We start from the raw sequence: 17,559 nt of genomic DNA on the forward strand, positions 1-17,559 counted from the left end.
GTTCCCATGAACGAACATCTTGACTCGCTTAGCCCTGTGCTTGTGTGGCGGCACTTTCGTACGCTGTGTAATACTCCCCGTCCATCCGGGCATGAGGCGCACCTTGTCGCCGTGCTGGAGAAATGGGCCGAGTCGCAGGGCATTGCCCATGATCGTGACGCCTTTGGTAATTTACGCCTGTGTAAGGCGGCTACTCCAGGGTATGGTCATATCCCAGGGCTTATTTTGCAGGGCCATCTGGATATGGTGGCCCAAGCCAATGCCGGGCACGCGCATGACTTTCAACGGGATCCGATTGCGACCTATGTCGCCGATGGCTGGCTGCATGCCCAGGGCACAACGCTCGGGGCTGATAATGGCTTGGGGGTAGCCGCGATTTTAGCGCTGCTTGAAGACCCTGAACTCACACATGGTCCCCTGGAAGCTTTATTTACGCTTGAGGAAGAAAGTTCAATGGGCGGTGCGCTGCACTTGGCCGATGATTGGCTCGAAGGAAAGCAACTGCTGAATCTGGACAGCGAGGATCATGGCGAGGTGTTTATTGGCTGTGCGGGTGGGGCCGATGTGGTCGTGAATGCACAGTTGCCCACCGCCGAACTGAGGACTGACGAGTGTGTGCTAAAACTGTCGCTAACGGGGTTGAAGGGCGGCCATTCAGGCATGGATATTCATCAGCCGCTGGGTAATGCTAATCGGCTGTTGGTGCGCGTACTGCGGGCGCTGGAGCAAGTCGATGCCAGGCTGCTCAATTATCAGGGCGGTACATTACGCAACGCGATACCCCGGGAAGCCTTTGCCGACATCGCGCTGCCCGCTGACGAGCAGCAGGAGGCAGTGGGGATTGTCAGTCAACTAGCGCAAACCTTGCAGCGTGAGTTGGGCAGTGGCGATGCAGGTCTGCAGCTCGTCGCTGAGCCGGTTAGCCCTGCAAACGCCGAGCCGCTTACGTTGGACGCCAGCACCATGCTGGTCGCGGCGTTGCATGCCGCTCCGTGCGGTGTCGAGCGGATGAGCGCCGACGTGCCCGGTGTGGTCGAGACGTCTAATAATCTTGGGGTCGTAAGCCTTGAAGCGGGGCGTTTTCATCTCTGTGCGCTGGTGCGTTCGCTACACGACAGCGCCGTGGCGGCTATGGCAGACCGCTTTAAAGCACTGTTTGGACTGATTGGCGCGCGGGTCAACGTTGAAAATGCCTATCCCGGCTGGGCGCCCAATCCGGATGGCGCGCTGCTCAAGCGCTTTAAAGTCTGCCACCAGGCGCTCTTGGGGCAAGCCCCCGCGGTGAAAGTCATCCATGCAGGGCTTGAGTGCGGTATTCTAGGCAGTAAGTACCCGCATCTCGATATGATTTCGTTTGGTCCGACGATTCGCGGCGCGCACTCCCCGGACGAGCGGGTTGAGTTGGCAACAGTGGATGAGTTTTGGTGCTTGTTGCGTGCGCTGGTGGAAGATCTAGCGAATAAACCCTAACTCAAAACGGCACCCTCTGGGTGCCGTTGGCGTATTGATGCAGTGATTTCCCACACTTGGTTACTGGAACAGGCTTATTTGCTGAGATAAGCGTTGAGCATCCAGACGGTTTTTTCCTGCTCGCGAATGTAGTCACTTGCTTGCGATGCGGTGCCCTCGTCGTCGGCGTCTGACGCGATGGATAGCAGTTCGCGCTGGAGTTCGATCAGCGCTTGATAGCCGCGTAATACGCCGTTGACGCAGGCAGTGCCGTCGTGAACATCCTTATCTTCCTGGATACGAGAGAGCTTCACGTAGTCGCTGTAGGCATGAACCGGATTATGGCCCAGGGTGAGGATACGCTCGGCAACTTCATCAACCTTGGTGAGTAGGTCGGTGTAAAACTCCTCGAATTTGGCATGCAGTTCGAAAAAATCGTTACCCCTTACATTCCAGTGATAACCGCGAACGTTCATGTAAAAAATTTGATAGTTGGCTAGCAGGTGGTTGAGTTTTTCTGCCAACTGGCTGGCACTGCCTTCGTGAAGGCCGATGCTGTTAGTATCGGACATATCCTGCCTCCTTAATGGGCGTCGCTAAGCGGCGACTAATGTTAGTCATTAGGGTAAGGGGTGACGGTATCGCTGCAAAGCAAGCTTTTTGCATGGCAGCCATAGCGCCAGCCCATTACCCATCAACCGATACTTATTCAATGCTGGCGAGGCCGCTGCTTTTCAAGGGTAGGACGCCTGCCATAGTCGAATCAGGCTTTCACAGCGTGCTTCAAGCAGCTCTGCTGTGCGCGGCAACGCCTCGGTTAACGTCATGGGGCCGTCGACAAGCGCAAAAGCGGCGGTGACGCCTTCCTGCAAGCAGGCTTCCCAGCCATCGCCCAGACTGCCCGCTAATACAATCACCGGTGTTTGTTGCTGCGCGGCCGCCCGCGCAACGCCGATAGGGGTTTTGCCAGCGAGGCTTTGGCCGTCCAGGCGACCCTCACCGGTAATCACCAAGTCCGCCCGGTCGAGCAAGGTGGCAAAGCCGGCTTGCTGCATCAGCATCTCAATGCCTGGCCTTAATCTGGCGTTAAGAAACGCCCGCGCGGCAAAGCCCATGCCGCCCGCAGCGCCCGCGCCGGGAAGCTCGCGGTGATCATCACCTAACACCTGGGCGGTTATGTCGGCAAAGTGACTCAGCGCTTGATCAAGCTGTTTCACTTGGGCGGGCGTCGCGCCCTTTTGCGGGCCAAAAACAGCGCTTGCCCCACGATCGCCTAATAGCGGGTTATCGACATCCACCGCGGCTTCAACGTCCAACTGTCGGAGCCTTGAATCCAGCCCCTCTAACGATAGTGACGCCAAGTCGGCGAGTGCCGCTCCGCCGGGCGACAGCGGTTGTCCATGGGTGTCGAGCAAGCGAGCGCCAAGCGCTTGAAGCATGCCAGCGCCACCATCGTTGGTGGCGCTGCCACCTAACAGCAGCAGTGCTTTTTCTGCGCCTTGATCGAGTGCCGCAAGGAACAGTTGGCCTACGCCATAAGTAGAGGTATAACGGGCATCGCGTTCGTTATCGGCAAGCGGTTGCAAGCCGCTGGCTTCTGCCAGTTCAATAAACGCGGTACGCTGGTCAGCAAGCCAGCCCCACGAAGCTAAGCGTGGGCGCCCCAGGGCATCCTGTACCGTTTGTTGGCGGCGTTCTGCACCCGTCGCTGCGATCAGTGCGTCAAGGCTGCCCTCTCCACCATCTGCCAGCGGGCAGATGAGCGGCTGAAGGTGAGGGGCGGCCCGTGCTGCGCCTCGGGCCATAGCGAGTGCTGCGTTTTCGGCGCTCAGTGCATCTTTAAAGCTATCGGGACAAAATAGGATATGCATGGGCACCCTCTTCGTCGAACATGGTCTATAGGCTGAGCTTAGCGCGCAGTGCTTTGGCAAACCAGCATCATCCTTCAATCCAAGGAGCGGTCATGAAGTTAACTCCTATTAGTTTCATATGCATGCTCGCCCTTGGCGGATGCCAGGCCATTCCGTCATCGCTGCCCAGTGCCGAGCCACCGCCGGCTGAGTCGTGCTACTTCCCAATCGAAGATCCTTCAACCTTAACTGCCAGTGTCGATGTGCTGACGGAGTGGGGCTTCAGCTTGGACGCGAGCGATACTCAGTTAGGCCTATTGAGCGCCAGCCGTGAGAAAGAGTTGTATGGCTACTCTGAACTTTACGCCTCGCCGCATTATCGTTCGCGCTCTTCAATGAGTGTGTTTGGTGGTGTGGGCGGTGGCGGTGGAACGCGGCTCGGGGTCGGCTTGAGTGGTGGCTTTGGCCAATCTCCTACCGAGATAGAGCGGGTATCGTTGCTATGGGATCGCGAGCATATGCGGGTGTCGCGCGATATCCGCCGGTTTGATCAATACGGCAGTTTACGCGAGGGGCGTAGCGCGAGTACTGAGGCGTTCTGCCAGCGTTTACAGCATGCCCTCGACGCGCATGCGGCCACAGGAGAGCGTTCACCATGAGATGGATTCACTGGATCGCGCTGGGTGCGCTAATAATGCTTAGCGGTTGCGCGGTGACGCCGACCCCGGAGCCACGCGAGCTGGTCTATCAGGCCCCTCCTGAAAAAACCTTTCGCGCGGCGGTTGGCCTAATGTTGGAGCAAGGCTATGTCGTGCGTCATGCTGATTTATCGCTAAGGCGCGCCGAAGGCGTATTGGCACGCTGGCCGGGCTACCGGCTAGTGCTCGACGTGAGTGAGGTGGGCAGTGAAAGCTACGTAAGCGTCTCGGCATGGCGCGGCGGGCAGCCGTTGCCGCCGAACCGATTAGACCCCTGGTTAGTGGCCCTTCAAGGTCGGCTGGGGTTGGCGCCGTGAGGTTCGTTTACCATTGGTTGACTCCTAAGTGGGCCAGCATCTTCGGTGCGTTGAGCTTGCTGGCAAGCGCGAGCGTCATGGCTCACCCCCATGGCTGGATTGATATCAGCGTTCGTATCCTTACCGATGATGAGGGCCGGGTAACCGGCCTGCACCAAACCTGGCAGATGGATCCTTTTTACAGTCTAGTTGTATTTGACGAGCTGCAGCGTGTCGAAGGAGCAACGCTGGACGAGGGACTCGACCAGTTGGGCGGTGAAATACGTAATAATCTCGCAAGCCAGGGGTACTTTACCGAAGTGCGAGTGGAAGGAGAGCGTCTGCCGCTGGGAGAGGTGAGGGAATACACCGCTATGCAACGCGATGACCGTCTGACGTTTATTTTTATCCTGCCGTTTTCATCCACGCCAGCGTTAAGTGGTAGCACTCTAACGTATCAAGTATATGACCCGACGTATTACCTTGAGGTGGTGCATGAAGCAGAAGGCGACGAGCCTAGCGACGATGCCCTTGTGCTACGTAAGATGCCGCAGTGTGAGCTAAGCGTGCTGCCCGCAGACCCCGACCCTGAAAGGGTCATGGCGGCGTCACGTTTGGACGCGGATGAGAGCGGCGAGCCTGGTTTAGGGCGTTATTTCGCCGAAACAGGTCGAGTGGTTTGCCCATGACATCTCGGCGTATACCGTGGGGTCTGGCGGGCCTCATAATGCTTGCGGTCGCCGTACTCGGCTACGTGGTGTGGCAGGGTGGCCTAACGTCGATAAGCTATACCCTGCTTGGCTGGCAGCGTGAGCTACACCGCGAGCTTACCCTGACACTCACAGCACTGTCTGAACAGTCGGCGATAGCAACTTGGACGGCACTGCTCGGCGTGAGCTTTGGTTACGGCGTGTTTCATGCGGCGGGTCCTGGGCATGGTAAAGCGGTGCTGGCGACGTTTTTGATGTCTCACGGCGGTGCCGTAGGGCGTGCACTGGGTCTCTCGTTTGCCGCGGCGCTGCTTCAAGGGGTAACCGCCATCGCGTTAGTCGCCATACTGGTTTACGGCCTTGGCTGGGTGACACGTCAAGCGATGGGCAGCGTCGTGTGGGTGGAATACGCCAGCTTTTTGCTTGTGGCTGCACTGGGGGCATGGTTGTGCTGGCGAGCCATCGGCCAATTGCGGCGAGCTTATGCTGTGAACGACCACGACCACGACCACGCATGCTGCGGTGGGCACCATATAAGCCCTCAGCAGTCGCTGGATTGGCGCACGGCGCTGATGACCGTCGGTGCCATCGGCATGCGGCCATGCAGTGGGGCCGTGCTTATGCTCGGCGCGGCGGGCTTATTAGGTAAGTTTGCCGTGGGCGTGGCCGCCGTCGCGGCGATGTCGCTGGGCACAGGACTAACGGTATCGATGCTTGCACTGGCCAGCGTCGTTGCACGAGGGTGGGCGCAGCGGCGTTTAGCACGGCAGGGTGCGACGCAGCGGCGTGCTCAGCGGGCGGCCGGCTGGGCCGCGCTCGCCGGCGGGTTGATTATTGTTGTGCTAGGTATATCGCTGTGGGCAGCGGGAGCCGCTCAACCCTTGGGCGACCCCATGTTGGGCGAACCGCCCGCTCAGTCAGGCAATCCTCTTACGGGCGATTAGTGGACTAGCTAAGCGCTTCCAGCAGTTCTAAAAGATGCGCTTGCACAGCTCTCTGATGGCTGGGTGAATAAGGCTCTGCAGCGCCATTGCCCCACACGGGGGCGGGCCAAACATCGTCATCTTGACGGCGAACGACCACGTGCACATGTAGCTGGCTCACTACATTACCCAGGGTGGCGATATTGAGTTTGTCCCCGTTAAAGGCGGTTTTCATCGCCTCGCCTAACTGGCTTGCTTCCTTCCAAAGTTGTTGCTGCTCGTCAGCAGTAAGCTCAAATATCTCGCTTAGTGCTTCACGGCGCGGGACTAAAATCACCCAAGGATAGCGCGCGTCGAGCATCAATAGCGCCCGGCAAAGCGGCAAGTCTGCCAGCAACTGTGTATCGTTAGCCAAGCGTTCGTCGAGTACAAACGTCGTCATTGCAGCGTCCTTTGTTGTGGGTGCCTAGCGTTCGGCTCAAAGTAGGCACTATCTTAAAAAGCCTGTTACGCTAAAAGTGCTATTCGCTCAAACATGCTGAGTGGCAGCATCTCGATAGTGAATGTATATGTTAAGGAGAACACGGATGAAAAAACTACTGGCAATGAGCTTTATTCTTTTGATGTCGGCTGGCGCGCTGGCAGGTTGTAATACCATCGGTGGTGCAGGTCAGGATGTAGAAGAGGGCGGTGAAGCCGTCCAAGACGCCGCAAGCTAAGCAAAGCGGCACTTAGCGGGCCGACCATTAGCGTCGGCCCGCTGCGTTATAATTACTTTTTCATCGGTTTTAGGGGAGTTTCAAGGATGATGTGGCGTCTTTTCTATCGGCTTATTGCTGTTGCAGTTTTGCCATTATTTGTGGTGGCGTGCGCGCAAACACCAGGCGCTGGTGGCGAAGCCCCGAGCGCACCCCCGCCGCCGGAGGTTGATGATACTCAGGCCGCAGATGATGGCGGTAATTCCTGCCGTTTGGATGATATTCAGTCTGCGGTGGGCTCGCCTCTCAGCGAGACCTCAAGAGAAGCGCTTAAGCGTCAAAGTGGTGCTGAAAAAGTTCGCGTATTGCGCCCAGGTGATGCCGCCACACTCGACCACCGGCCAGAACGGCTCAATATCCATCTAAATGATAACGATGCGATCGAGGAGGTTAGCTGCGGCTAGCCGAGAATAAGCACCACACAGGCTGCCGTGAGAAGCCCCATCGTGATATTAAACGCGCGCCAAGCGCCATCGCTTTTAATCCATTGACCTATTGCGGTGCCAAAGGCGGCCCATAGGGCTATACAAGGCAGTGCCACCATTTCGGCAAAGCTCGCCAGCACCAGCGCGTTAATCACCGGTTGACCGCTTTCAGGTAAAAAGCCGGCCATTAGCGCCAGCCCCATCACCCACGCTTTGGGGTTGGCGAACTGAAACATGGCCGCTTGCCAGAATGTTAATGGTTTGCCCTGTGCTGTGCCGTGAAGATCCGGCGGCGGGGCGCTGGCAATTTTCCATGCCAAGTAGAGCAGATAGGCGCTGCCGATCCAACGTAGGGCTGTTTGAACTGCCGGGTAGCGCTCAAACAGCACGCCCAAGCCTAAAGCTATGCCCGCAAACAGCAAAAAGCAGCCGCCTAAAATCCCCCACATATGCGGCATGGTGCGCTTGAAGCCAAAGTTAGCACCCGAGGCGGTGAGCATAACGTTATTCGGCCCAGGGGTAAGCGTCATCGACATCATATAGAGCGCAGCCGGACCGAGGATTACCCATTCGCTGTTCATTTATTGTATCCATACAATTAAGGGTGAAAGATTGCGTTTAAGGCACTATTGTTAGCATAATGGGGTTTAAATTAACGTCAAAGGTTTTATTGTCACCATGACAATCTGGGTGCCTTCACTGGCTGAGTTTTCTGGTTCACGCTACCGTGCTATTGCCAGCGCCATTGAGGCTGCTGTTCAGACAGGAGAGCTACTGCCTGGGGAGCGTTTGCCGCCCCAGCGCCGTTTAGCGGATGCGCTAGGTGTGACCATCGGCACGGTTACCCGGGGGTACGCTGAGGCTGAACGCAATGGCTGGGTGTCGGCACGGGTGGGTAGCGGCACCTATGTAAAGAGCCAAACCCAAGACAGTGCTTTTAGCCTGACATTTCCTGCCGATGACTCGGCAGGTGTGATCGATTTAAGCCTTAGCCTGCCGCCTCCCCATCCGCTACGCCAGGCGCTTTTAAGTGAAGCGCTGCTCGCCTTAAGCCAGTCCGGAGCGGCATTAGCGCGCGGCGTTACCTACCAAGGAGCCCAGGGGCGCCGTGAGCATCGCGAGGTGCTCGCTCGCTGGTTAAATACCTTAGGTATGCCATTGATGGCCGATGAACTGCTTATCACCCAGGGCGGCCAGCACGGCATTAGCCTGGCACTCAGCACTCTGCTGCGGCCGGGCGAGCTGCTGGCCGCCGATGCCTTGACCTACCCCGGTGCGATCAGCGCAGCGCAGCAGGGCCATCTTAAGTTGGTAGGCATTGGTCAAGACAGCGAGGGTATGCGTATGGATCTGCTTGAGGCGCAGTGTGCCCGGCAGCCGCCCAGAGCGATTTACCTGACCCCGGAACAGAACAACCCTACCGGTGCGTGTTTAAGCGAATCGCGTCGCGAACGTTTAGTAGCGCTGGCGAGGCGCTACGATATTTGGCTGCTTGAAGATGGCGTGCAGTATCTGCCCGCTGAGCAGCGTGGTACGCCTCTTTATAAACTTGCGCCGGAGCGCACGCTATTTGTGTTTAGTACCGCTAAAGTACTGGCGGGTGGGCTGCGAATTGGCGTGCTGCGTGCACCTAAACCTTTGCACGAGCGGCTCGCGACAGGCCTACGTGCCCAAAGTTGGATGGTGCCGCCGCTAATGGTTGACGTAGTTTGCCACTGGATTAACCAGTCCGAGGCTGAAAAGCTACTCGCCTGGCAAACCCAAGAGCTGGTAGAGCGTCAGCGGTTGGCTGCCGAATGGCTGCAAGGGTTTACCCTCAGCGGTCGTTCACATAGCAGTAATGTCTGGTTGACGCTGCCAGAGGGGAGTCGAGCCGTAGAGCTATGCGACCGGCTACTGCAGCGGGGCGTTAAGGTAAGCAGCGCAGAGCCCTTTTGTGTAGGCAGCACGCCAGCGCCTCAAGCGATTCGTCTCTGCATTGGGGCCGCCGCGGATCGCAGCGAGCTCGTTCAGGCATTGAGTATCGTTGCTGCCTCCCTAACCGAGCGGCCGTTAGCCCCCGCGACGTTGTGAATTATTCATAGCGATCCTTCCAGCGTTGGCGGTTGACCTGTTCTTTGAGTAATTCCAAGACGTCGTAAAGCACCTGCTCGGTGACCCGGTCACTGCCTTCATCAGGCGTCAGCCAGCTATCAAAGCCATTCTCCGCCGCGCCTTCAACAAGCCGTTGAAACTCGGGTGAATGAATCGACAGGGCGACTTCATCCACTAGCCGTTGGGCAACGCCGCTTAATGAGGCTTCCATGGCGCTGGCAGCAGGGTCGCCCATGGGCAGGCGTCGCAGCCGTTGAATTTCGGGGCTTTCACGCAGCGTACGGCTGACCAAATCGCTAATCGCCGCCATGATGGCGTGTCGGTTGTGTTGGTAGGCAGTGCCCACCGAGGTCTCCAATCGCTGGGCAATTTCCTGAATAAGTTGCTGTTTGCGGGGCATGACGACGCGGTCAATCACCCTTTCGGTCAACGAATCGCTGGAACGGATCTGCTGCTGAACGTTGCCCAACAGGCGCAGGGCGATACGGTCGGAGAGCTCTTCCAATAGGATATCGTAATATTTGCCCAAAAACTGGTATGCCGACCAGCGTTTGACGTTGATAAGGCGTAAGCGATGAAGGCGATGCAGCAATGATATGACCCGCAGAATGCGTAGCCAGCGAAGTCCACTTAGCGGAATGCAGCCCAGTACGTCGTACCAATGCACAAAGGGGTAGAAAAACCAGCGATGGTAGCGACGCTCGGCGACCGCCACGGCCCATCCCAGCAACACATCGGCGATAAAAATGCCGACAAAATACAGATCAATGGTAATAAAGCGGCTGTGAATGGTTGTATCGTAGGCGCTATGAAAGCCCGGTGATATCGCCTCAATTCCCTGGTTGACGGGCGCCAGTAAAAACAGCGAATCAAACAATAACAAACCAAGGTTGATGACCACGGCGGCCAGAATGAAAAAGTCCCAGCCGATATGCGCGTACTCAACGCCTTTGGGAAGGTTGTGGTGACGCTCCCTGACCGGCATGGCAACTCCTTTGGCTTTAGTGTGGCGGTGTCGCGCGAGACAGGATCAAGGCGGTGTTTGTGATTGATGCTGCTGTTGGGTCAACAGCTCTTCATGCTCGGCTTGCTTACGCATTTTTTTGCGTAAGGCGGCTTTCTCAAAGCGTAGCTGTTGCAATGGCGTTGCCAAGGAAAGCGGCGGAACGCTGGCGGGGTTTCCTTCGGCATCCACAGCGACCATGGTGAGGTAGCAGCTATTGGTGTGGCGAATCAGTTTATCGCGGATATCTTCAGCGACAACCTTGATGCCAATTTCCATCGACGAACGGCCCACGTGATTGACGCTGGCCAAAAAAGTTACCAGTTCGCCAACGTGAATGGGCTGTTTGAAGAGCACTTGGTCGACCGACAGTGTCACTACGTAATGGCCAGAATAGCGACTGGCGCAGGCGTAGGCGACCTCGTCGAGTTTTTTAAGAATCGCACCGCCGTGGACTTTTCCACTGAAATTTGCCATGTCAGGCGTCATTAAGACGGTCATGGACAGTTCGTGCTGACCGGGCAGCGCGGTTATAGAGGTATCCGACATGGGCTCTGTGCCTTTAGGTCGTTACGTTATACGGACCGCGCCTGCCACGGAGGCAGGCGCTGACATCTTCCTAGGGTTTAAAACCACACTAAGCCAACCGAAATGATGACGCCGGTAATAAACAGCTGAATCAAACAAAAGCCCATAATGTCCTTGGCTTTTAAGCCAGCAATGGCCAGTACGGGCAGTGCCCAGAACGGCTGTAGCAGATTGGTCCAGGCATCGCCCCAGGCAACGGCCATGGCAACGCGTGAAATATCCGCCCCCAGTGCTTCCGCCGCGGGTAGCATGACCGGCGCTTGAACGGCCCACTGGCCACCACCTGAAGGCACAAACAGGTTGACGATCCCGGCGCTGATGAACGACCAGAAAGGCAGCGACGTCTCGGTAGCAAACGATATCAGCCACTCTGACATGCTCTGCGCTAGGCCCGACTCGACCATGATCGCCATAATGCCGGCATAAAATGGGAACTGGATAACGATGCCAGCGCCACCTTTGATGGCTTCTTGCAAGCTAGTGAGCAGATTTCGCGGGGTGCGGTGAAGCACAATGGCGAGGAATAGGAACAAGAAGTTAACGATGTTCAGGTTCAAGCTGCCGCCACGCAGCAGGAAATGATCAGCCAGAAATAGCAGCCCTGGAATGCCCACCAGCCATGCCAGCGAGGTGCTGTTTTCTAGTTTCTCAGCGGGGCGGGTAATGCGGCCTTTGGCCTCTGGCTCATCGTCCAGCAGCTTGGTGTCGACATAAACGCTGTCTTTTTCGTCCGGCATCATTAGCCGGTTAACCAGCGGAGTGGAGATAAACAAGCACGCGACGATCGCTAGGTTAAAAAACGCAAATACCGTCGAACCGGTACCGATAACGCCTATATCATCGGCAGCAAAGTGGCCTTCGGTAGCAATGGTAAGCGGAATCGAGCCCGCAAGCCCCCCGTGCCAGACGACAAAGCCGGAGTAGGCACTGGCGACCAGCAGGCGGTAATCGACCCGCACTAAGCGCGCCAGCTCCTTGGCAAATAGTGCGCCGACCACCAGGCCGAAGCCCCAGTTGATCCAGCTCGCCGTTAGCGACACCAGGGTCACCAGTATGATCGCGCCGCCGGGGCTTTTTGCGGTACTGGCGAGCCGTTGCAACAGACGTTTGACCGGTGGCGAGCTGGCCAGCATAAAGCCGGTCACCAGTACCAACAGCATCTGCATGGAGAAGGTGAGTAATCCCCAAAAACCGTCGCCCCAAAAGCGCAGCACTGCCAGCGGTGTTTGGCGCTCGATGGCAATCGCTGCGGCAGCCGCAATGAGGGTAAGCAACAGTACAAAAATATACGGGTCGGGAAGATAGCGTTCGACCATCTTCACTGCCGGTTTGGATATCATTTTCAGCATGGCAGGCTCACATTTTCATTATTAGGAAGTGCACCGCTAATATACGGGGCCAGAGGATCTTTTTCACTTTAATAAGTGGATTTGACATGCGCTTGATTAACGCCAGCGGGTATGGCGATAGTGACGATAATAACCTATTAAAACTGCTGAACGGACGCAGGTAAATGCTGTAAAGGCGAGCCACAAGCCGTGGTTGCCAAGCCCCTGAGTTAGCCACCAGGTGGGCAAATAAACCGCCAGGCCAATAAAGATGCTGTTTCGCATGGCGGTAATGGATGTCGTACCGATAAACACGCCGTCCAGCAAATAGCTCCATACGGCAATTAGCGGCATTGCCACCATCCAGGGTAAGTAAGTCGCCGCGGTGGCTCGCACCTCTTCAAGGCCAGTGAGTAGCGCAATTAGCACATTGCCACCCAGTGCAAACAATAATGCAGCGCTAGCGGCGGTCCACCATGAAAAGCGTGCTGCCGCTCGCACCGTGGCAGCGAACGCTTGCCAGTCGTGACGCCCATAGGCACGCCCCACCAAGGACTCCGCGGCATGGGCAAAACCGTCCAGGGCATAGCTGGTCAGCATGATAAATTGCAGTAGTACGGCGTTGGCCGCGAGCGCTGTATCACCCTGGCGTGCGCCCTGTGCGGTAAAAAACGCCATGGCAAATAGCAGCCCGAGCGTGCGAATAAACAGGTTAGCGTTAACGTTAAATAACGCCTTATAGGCGGAAAGTACCCACAGCCGGCTACGCAGGAAATGGCCCTTAAGCGTGCCTAACTGGCGCAATACAAGATAGCCACCAAACCCCAGGGCGCAATAGTCGGCAATCACACTGGCCCACGCCACTCCATCGCTCGTCAGGCCCAGGCCCATTACGAACCAGACATCCAGTACGATATTGACGCTATTGGTCAGTACCAGAATCATCAACGTGACGCGGGCGTTTTGTTGGCCGAGGAACCAGCCCAAAATAGTGTAATTGGCCAAAACGGCGGGGGCTGACCAAAGACGTATTTCGGCGTAGCTCCTCGCCAGCAAGGTGGCGGCCTCGCTGCCGTCGAGTAGCCATAGCCCGAGGGAGATAATGGGTGATGCGAAGATAATTAACAGACTGCCGATAACGACAGCCATGATTAGCGATTGGCCGAGTAGATTGCGCACGTCGCTGTCGCTTTCTCGGCCTACTGCCTGGGCGACTAAACCGGTGGTGCCCATGCGTAGAAAACCGAACCCCCAATAAAGGAAGCTAAACAGCGTTGCACCGAGAGTCACGGCGGCTAGATAGCGGGAGTCAGGTAGATGACCCACCACGGCTGTATCCACCAGTCCAAGTAGCGGAACAGTGATGTTGGAGATGATGATGGGCCAGGCGAGCTGCCATATACGCACTTAGGTAGCCTATGCGGCTGTGATGATACGGTACTTCTTCATCAATTGGTCGTGCGTTTCAGGCCGTTCTGGGTCGAGCGGAATGCAGTCGACTGGGCAAACCTGTTGGCATTGGGGTTCGTCAAAGTGGCCGACACATTCGGTGCATAGGTTTGGGTCGATCACATAAATTTCTTCGCCCGGCGAGATGGCGTCGTTGGGGCATTCGGGTTCGCAGACGTCACAGTTAATGCACTCGTCGGTAATCATTAAGGCCATGGGGAGTACCTCGCGAATAACGGGTCGATTGGATGCCGCAATGCGCCAGCCAATCAACCGCGTGTCAGGGTCTAGGTTTCAGGAGGCGTCTTAGGGGGCGTAGTGTAGTGCTTACGCAACGTCTCTGCGACCTTAGGGTGGACCAACGGTGATACATCGCCGCCAAGCTTGGCAATCTCCCGCACGATCGTGGAGGAAATGTAGGAGTTTTCCACCGCTGGGGTAAGAAAAACACTCTCAAGCTCCGGGTTCTGAGCGCGGTTCATATTGGCCAACTGGAGCTCATATTCAAAATCGGAGACCGCCCGCAAACCGCGCAAAATAATGGTGGCGCCCTGTTCGTGCATCATGGTGGTGAGTAGGGTAGCAAAGCCAATCACTTTTACATTGGGTAGCGAGGCGCAGACCGCTTGGGCCAGCTCAATACGAGTGGGTAAGTCCAGGCTCGGGCGTTTGCCGGGACTTGCGGCGACGGCGATCACAACCTTGTCGAACATGCGGGCGCCGCGTTCAATAAGATCGAAATGCCCGTTGGTGATTGGGTCGAAGGTACCCGGATAGACAGCAATATTGACGCGTTGGCCCTGCATCACGTTGGTTCCTCGTCGTCCAGACGGCCGAAAGGATTATCGCTTTCAAGAGAAACGGCGTGGGTGTAGCCCGGAATATGGATGCGGTCCGCCTGAATATCCAGCTCCGGGCCTTCAAGCACCGCTTCGCCAAATTGATAGCGGGGCGCGTAGTGGCCTTGGTCAGCGTCGTTGAGATACGCGGCGGCGTTTTCGCGCACGCTTTCGCGGCGTATTTTCCAAGCCCGGATGGCCTCAACACCGTGGCGCTGCGTCAGTAAGCGCTCGGTCACAGCAGGTGATAGCACAACCCCGGTAGCATTGTTGCCACCGAATCCCTTGGCGTTGATGAAGGCCGCGTCGACGTTAAACGGCTGCGCAATTGACGAAAACCGTAGACGGTCGGCGTAAACATCGTCGGCCACGGCGTCCAATGTCGGAATGCCCGGCAATAATTGATGGGCAAAGCTGCCTAGCGCGCTGACCAATTGGTCGCCCGCCGCGCTACCCTGGGAATGGCCGATAAAGGCCTTAATCGCGACTACCGGCCAATCATTAATGCCATTGGCACGGGCAATCTCATCGAATACGTGGGATTCGGTGATGCGGTTTTTGGGCGTGCTGGTGCCATGGGCGTGCAAAAAGCTGCGCGAGCGCAATGCATTGTCGCCCAGCATGTTGCGCACCAGCGATGCTGCCTTTCCTAAGGTAATGTAGTTGCCGATGCCGGGGGCCGAAATAGACCGCTTGTAGCCGTCGGCGTTGACGAATACCTCTGGCACAGCACCTAAAATATCGGCACCAACCTCAAGAGCGAGGGCGTCGTCCATTAGCAGCACGAATTGGCTGGCCTCGGCCATTGTAAAGCCGCAGTTGCGCGCAAACGGGCGACAAGCGCGCTGGTAGTCTGTGTCAGTGAGAAGTTCTAAAGCATCCAGGGCCTTTAAACTGGCGTCATCGGCCAGTGCGCCCATGGCCCGGAAGCCTTCGATAATCTCCGGAGTGATTGGCGCATCGGCGGTACCGACCATCACTACGCGGCGCCGGCCAGCGCGAATGTCATCAATGCCCAGCCGTAGATTGTAAAGAAAACTCGCGCAGGCGCCTAACGCGGCGCCGGTACCACCAACGCTGCCTAGCACGTAAGCATTCAAGAAATCGGCGGGCATTTGGCCGTAGCCTAACGGCATCTGTTTCGAGGTGGCACGCTGGCCGCTCACCAGGCTTTTCAGCAAGCCCCCCCAGCCCTGGTCGTCAAGTTGGCCAATCGAATTACCCGCGTAAACGGCGATATGGTCCGGGTTTAACTGTTGACGCAGGTGCTCCCACGAGAGGCCGCTAGCGCCCAGGCAGTCACTGGCTCCAAAAACCGTCATCGCCAAACCGCGCGGGTGATGCACGCTGCGGTATAGGCTGGTGGGGTCGAAGCCAGTGGGTAGCTGGGCTGCCGCGCGCACCTTCGGGGACTGCGCATCGGGCAGCAGTGCGTCCATTTCGCCTGCCGGTACGGTTATTTCCACTGTGCGAGGGTCGATATCCTGTACCTGCCAATGGCTGGGCAGGTGCTCAGGCAATTGCCGGCGACGGAGCCTAAATCGTAGTGGTTCGGCGAGCTCCATGCTCACTTGGCGATTGGCCGGCAGCCCAGGCGCACTAAAGCGTGGGTCTTCGTTGCGGCGAATCAGCGTGTGCTTGAGAATGTGTTCGCGTAACGTATCAGCTGGGGACGCCATGGGCTGCCCTGTGCTGTCGTTCCACCCCTGTGGAGACGGCGAAGCCAAGCGCATCAATGTCGCTAGGCCTTCTATTGTCTGGCGTTGCTGATCAGCGGTGAGCGCATCAAGCACGGTGCGGCGGAAGGCCTGATGGCCAGAGGTTCTGCCGGCGGGATTGATGCCGCCCATGCCGACAATCACCGGTAAGTGTGACAAGCCGGGTTCCTCGTGGTGCGGTGGTTTAAATAACAGTTATCGGTAATGCTAGCAGGTTATATAAAGCATGATGCTGATAAGCAAAACGTCTTACCTGCCGCGTTACACTTAATAAATATGACAAAATGCGTATTACTGCCAATGATCATATCACCGGGCGAGCCGCGGCGTCATGCCGCAACCACACTGGACTGGTAGAATCACATTTTTTGCGTAGTTTCTTGCGCGATGGCATCAATGAGATTGCCAAGAAACGAGAGTCTTAAGAGAGTAAATATGCAGCAGCCTTCGCGTCCGGTGATATCTAACCAGCCGGGGCCCCACCATGATTTAGCGCGCCGGGTCAGCCGTGGGCTAACGCACCCGTTGCGCAAGCCTATTGCAGCGCATACCCAGCAGGCGTTTGAGTTGGCGGCTGAATGGCGAGAAACTCAATCGGGCCCTCTGATATTGGATGCGGGCTGCGGTGTGGGGCTATCGACCCGTCGGCTGGCCGAGCAGTTTTCTGATCATATGGTGATCGGAATCGACCGCAGTGAGAGTCGGCTAACGCGGGTTCATGGAGAGCTGCCAGCCAATGCAAAATTGGTGCGTGCCGATCTTGTCGATTTTTGGCGGCTAGCGCATCAAGCTGGCTGGGCGCCCGAACGCCATTATTTACTTTATCCTAATCCTTACCCTAAGGCGTCTCACTTGAAAATGCGCTGGCATGGGCATCCGGTATTCCCCACACTGTTGGCGATTGGCGGCTTGCTCGAGGTTCGCTCTAACTGGCAGCTTTACGTTGAAGAGTTCGCCCTGGCGGTTTCTCAGGTAACTGGCCGGCAGGCTGAGGTGGGCGCATGGGCCCCTGACGGCGATTATTTAACGCCCTTCGAGGCCAAGTACCATCAAAGCGGCCAAGCATTATGGCGTTTACGCGTTGCTTTGGAGCCTACATGACCTTTGTTTATTTGGTGCTGGCAATCATTGCCGAGGTGGTTGCCACCAGCGCGCTAAAAGCTTCCATGGGGTTTACGCGGCCGTTGCCAAGCCTGCTGGTGGTTGGTGGGTATGCAGTGGCCTTCTATCTGCTGAGCCTAGTACTGCGTAGCCTGCCCGTGGGGCTCACCTATGCTATTTGGGCGGGGCTGGGCATCGTACTGGTCACGCTGGTGGGCGTGGTGGTTTTCGGTGAAAAACCGGATGCGCCGGCTGTGGTAGGGATTGGCTTGATTGTAGCCGGCGTTGTCATGCTGCAAGTATTTTCGAAAATGAGCGTGCACTGAGGAG

At 57.0% G+C, this 17,559-nt stretch carries 21 protein-coding genes; 10 read left to right on the forward strand and 11 right to left on the reverse strand.

The window, feature by feature from the left end:
• Positions 1 to 6: 6 nt before the first annotated feature.
• Complete coding sequence (locus tag GA0071314_RS03115) at positions 7 to 1,470, forward strand: aminoacyl-histidine dipeptidase (RefSeq protein ID WP_074395273.1); 1,464 nt, start codon at positions 7 to 9, stop codon at positions 1,468 to 1,470.
• 74 nt (positions 1,471 to 1,544) lie between these two features.
• Here GA0071314_RS03115 and GA0071314_RS03120 read toward each other — a convergent pair whose 3' ends face one another.
• Together GA0071314_RS03120 and GA0071314_RS03125 are read right to left on the reverse strand one after the other, a co-directional pair.
• On the reverse strand, positions 1,545 to 2,021 hold the full coding sequence (locus GA0071314_RS03120; protein ID WP_074395274.1) for a Dps family protein: 477 nt from the start codon (positions 2,019 to 2,021) through the stop codon (positions 1,545 to 1,547).
• Between the two features lie 162 nt (positions 2,022 to 2,183).
• The gene (locus GA0071314_RS03125; protein ID WP_074395275.1) at positions 2,184 to 3,320 is read right to left on the reverse strand and encodes a glycerate kinase; all 1,137 of its coding nucleotides are present in this window, start codon (positions 3,318 to 3,320) and stop codon (positions 2,184 to 2,186) included.
• Between the two features lie 92 nt (positions 3,321 to 3,412).
• Here GA0071314_RS03125 and GA0071314_RS03130 point away from each other — a divergent pair, with 92 nt between their 5' ends.
• The 4 genes from GA0071314_RS03130 to GA0071314_RS03145 all read left to right on the forward strand — a co-directional run bounded on the left by GA0071314_RS03130 (position 3,413) and on the right by GA0071314_RS03145 (position 5,947).
• Positions 3,413 to 3,958 (forward strand): hypothetical protein, encoded by a 546-nt coding sequence (locus GA0071314_RS03130; RefSeq protein WP_074395276.1) that lies wholly within the window; start codon positions 3,413 to 3,415, stop codon positions 3,956 to 3,958.
• Positions 3,955 to 4,314 (forward strand): hypothetical protein, encoded by a 360-nt coding sequence (locus tag GA0071314_RS03135; protein ID WP_074395277.1) that lies wholly within the window; start codon positions 3,955 to 3,957, stop codon positions 4,312 to 4,314. Before GA0071314_RS03130 ends, GA0071314_RS03135 begins: the two co-directional genes overlap by 4 nt.
• 77 nt (positions 4,315 to 4,391) lie before the next feature.
• The gene (locus tag GA0071314_RS03140) at positions 4,392 to 4,982 is read left to right on the forward strand and encodes a DUF1007 family protein (protein ID WP_231896502.1); all 591 of its coding nucleotides are present in this window, start codon (positions 4,392 to 4,394) and stop codon (positions 4,980 to 4,982) included.
• A gap of 38 nt (positions 4,983 to 5,020) precedes the next feature.
• Positions 5,021 to 5,947, forward strand: coding sequence for a nickel/cobalt transporter (locus tag GA0071314_RS03145; RefSeq protein WP_231896503.1), 927 nt, complete (start codon positions 5,021 to 5,023; stop codon positions 5,945 to 5,947).
• Between the two features lie 4 nt (positions 5,948 to 5,951).
• Here the strand turns inward: GA0071314_RS03145 and GA0071314_RS03150 are convergent, their stop codons facing one another.
• Complete coding sequence (locus tag GA0071314_RS03150; protein WP_074395279.1) at positions 5,952 to 6,368, reverse strand: HIT family protein; 417 nt, start codon at positions 6,366 to 6,368, stop codon at positions 5,952 to 5,954.
• Between the two features lie 145 nt (positions 6,369 to 6,513).
• On the opposite strand from GA0071314_RS03150, the gene GA0071314_RS03155 reads away from it, so the two are divergent.
• Entirely contained in the window at positions 6,514 to 6,645 is a 132-nt protein-coding gene (locus GA0071314_RS03155) for an entericidin A/B family lipoprotein (RefSeq protein ID WP_074395280.1), read from the forward strand.
• An 86-nt stretch (positions 6,646 to 6,731) separates the two neighbouring features.
• The gene (locus GA0071314_RS03160; RefSeq protein ID WP_074395281.1) at positions 6,732 to 7,088 is read left to right on the forward strand and encodes an I78 family peptidase inhibitor; all 357 of its coding nucleotides are present in this window, start codon (positions 6,732 to 6,734) and stop codon (positions 7,086 to 7,088) included.
• On the opposite strand, the gene GA0071314_RS03165 is transcribed toward GA0071314_RS03160, so the two are convergent.
• The gene (locus GA0071314_RS03165; RefSeq protein WP_074395282.1) at positions 7,085 to 7,690 is read right to left on the reverse strand and encodes a LysE family translocator; all 606 of its coding nucleotides are present in this window, start codon (positions 7,688 to 7,690) and stop codon (positions 7,085 to 7,087) included. The two genes, GA0071314_RS03160 and GA0071314_RS03165, sit on opposite strands and share 4 nt — an antisense overlap.
• Before the next feature lie 97 nt (positions 7,691 to 7,787).
• On the opposite strand from GA0071314_RS03165, the gene GA0071314_RS03170 reads away from it, so the two are divergent.
• Entirely contained in the window at positions 7,788 to 9,182 is a 1,395-nt protein-coding gene (locus tag GA0071314_RS03170) for an aminotransferase-like domain-containing protein (RefSeq protein ID WP_074395283.1), read from the forward strand.
• 1 nt (position 9,183) lies between these two features.
• On the opposite strand, the gene GA0071314_RS03175 is transcribed toward GA0071314_RS03170, so the two are convergent.
• The 7 genes from GA0071314_RS03175 to GA0071314_RS03205 all read right to left on the reverse strand — a co-directional run bounded on the left by GA0071314_RS03175 (position 9,184) and on the right by GA0071314_RS03205 (position 16,260).
• Positions 9,184 to 10,188: a hypothetical protein gene (locus GA0071314_RS03175; RefSeq protein WP_074395284.1), complete on the reverse strand. Its 1,005-nt coding sequence runs from the start codon at positions 10,186 to 10,188 to the stop codon at positions 9,184 to 9,186.
• Positions 10,189 to 10,233: 45 nt separating this feature from the next.
• Complete coding sequence (locus GA0071314_RS03180; RefSeq protein WP_074395285.1) at positions 10,234 to 10,755, reverse strand: acyl-CoA thioesterase; 522 nt, start codon at positions 10,753 to 10,755, stop codon at positions 10,234 to 10,236.
• Between the two features lie 77 nt (positions 10,756 to 10,832).
• Positions 10,833 to 12,143 carry a short-chain fatty acid transporter gene (locus GA0071314_RS03185; RefSeq protein WP_074395286.1) on the reverse strand — a complete coding sequence of 437 codons (1,311 nt, stop codon included), beginning with the start codon at positions 12,141 to 12,143 and terminating at the stop codon, positions 10,833 to 10,835.
• Positions 12,144 to 12,239: 96 nt separating this feature from the next.
• Entirely contained in the window at positions 12,240 to 13,529 is a 1,290-nt protein-coding gene (locus GA0071314_RS03190; RefSeq protein ID WP_074395287.1) for an MATE family efflux transporter, read from the reverse strand.
• A gap of 9 nt (positions 13,530 to 13,538) precedes the next feature.
• A complete protein-coding gene (locus GA0071314_RS03195) occupies positions 13,539 to 13,787 on the reverse strand; it encodes a YfhL family 4Fe-4S dicluster ferredoxin (RefSeq protein WP_074395288.1) in 249 nt (82 codons plus the stop codon).
• A gap of 71 nt (positions 13,788 to 13,858) precedes the next feature.
• On the reverse strand, positions 13,859 to 14,377 hold the full coding sequence (coaD, locus tag GA0071314_RS03200) for a pantetheine-phosphate adenylyltransferase (RefSeq protein ID WP_074395289.1): 519 nt from the start codon (positions 14,375 to 14,377) through the stop codon (positions 13,859 to 13,861).
• Entirely contained in the window at positions 14,377 to 16,260 is a 1,884-nt protein-coding gene (locus GA0071314_RS03205) for a beta-ketoacyl synthase (protein WP_074398405.1), read from the reverse strand. Before GA0071314_RS03205 ends, coaD begins: the two co-directional genes overlap by 1 nt.
• 303 nt (positions 16,261 to 16,563) lie before the next feature.
• Here GA0071314_RS03205 and trmB point away from each other — a divergent pair, with 303 nt between their 5' ends.
• Both trmB and GA0071314_RS03215 read left to right on the forward strand, forming a co-directional pair.
• Entirely contained in the window at positions 16,564 to 17,229 is a 666-nt protein-coding gene (gene trmB, locus GA0071314_RS03210; protein ID WP_074395290.1) for a tRNA (guanine(46)-N(7))-methyltransferase TrmB, read from the forward strand.
• Positions 17,226 to 17,555, forward strand: coding sequence for a DMT family transporter (locus tag GA0071314_RS03215; RefSeq protein ID WP_074395291.1), 330 nt, complete (start codon positions 17,226 to 17,228; stop codon positions 17,553 to 17,555). The genes trmB and GA0071314_RS03215 overlap by 4 nt, the downstream gene beginning before the upstream one ends.
• Positions 17,556 to 17,559 lie beyond the last annotated feature (4 nt).

Source organism: Halomonas sp. HL-93, from assembly GCF_900086985.1.
Classification (GTDB): Bacteria; Pseudomonadota; Gammaproteobacteria; order Pseudomonadales; family Halomonadaceae; genus Vreelandella.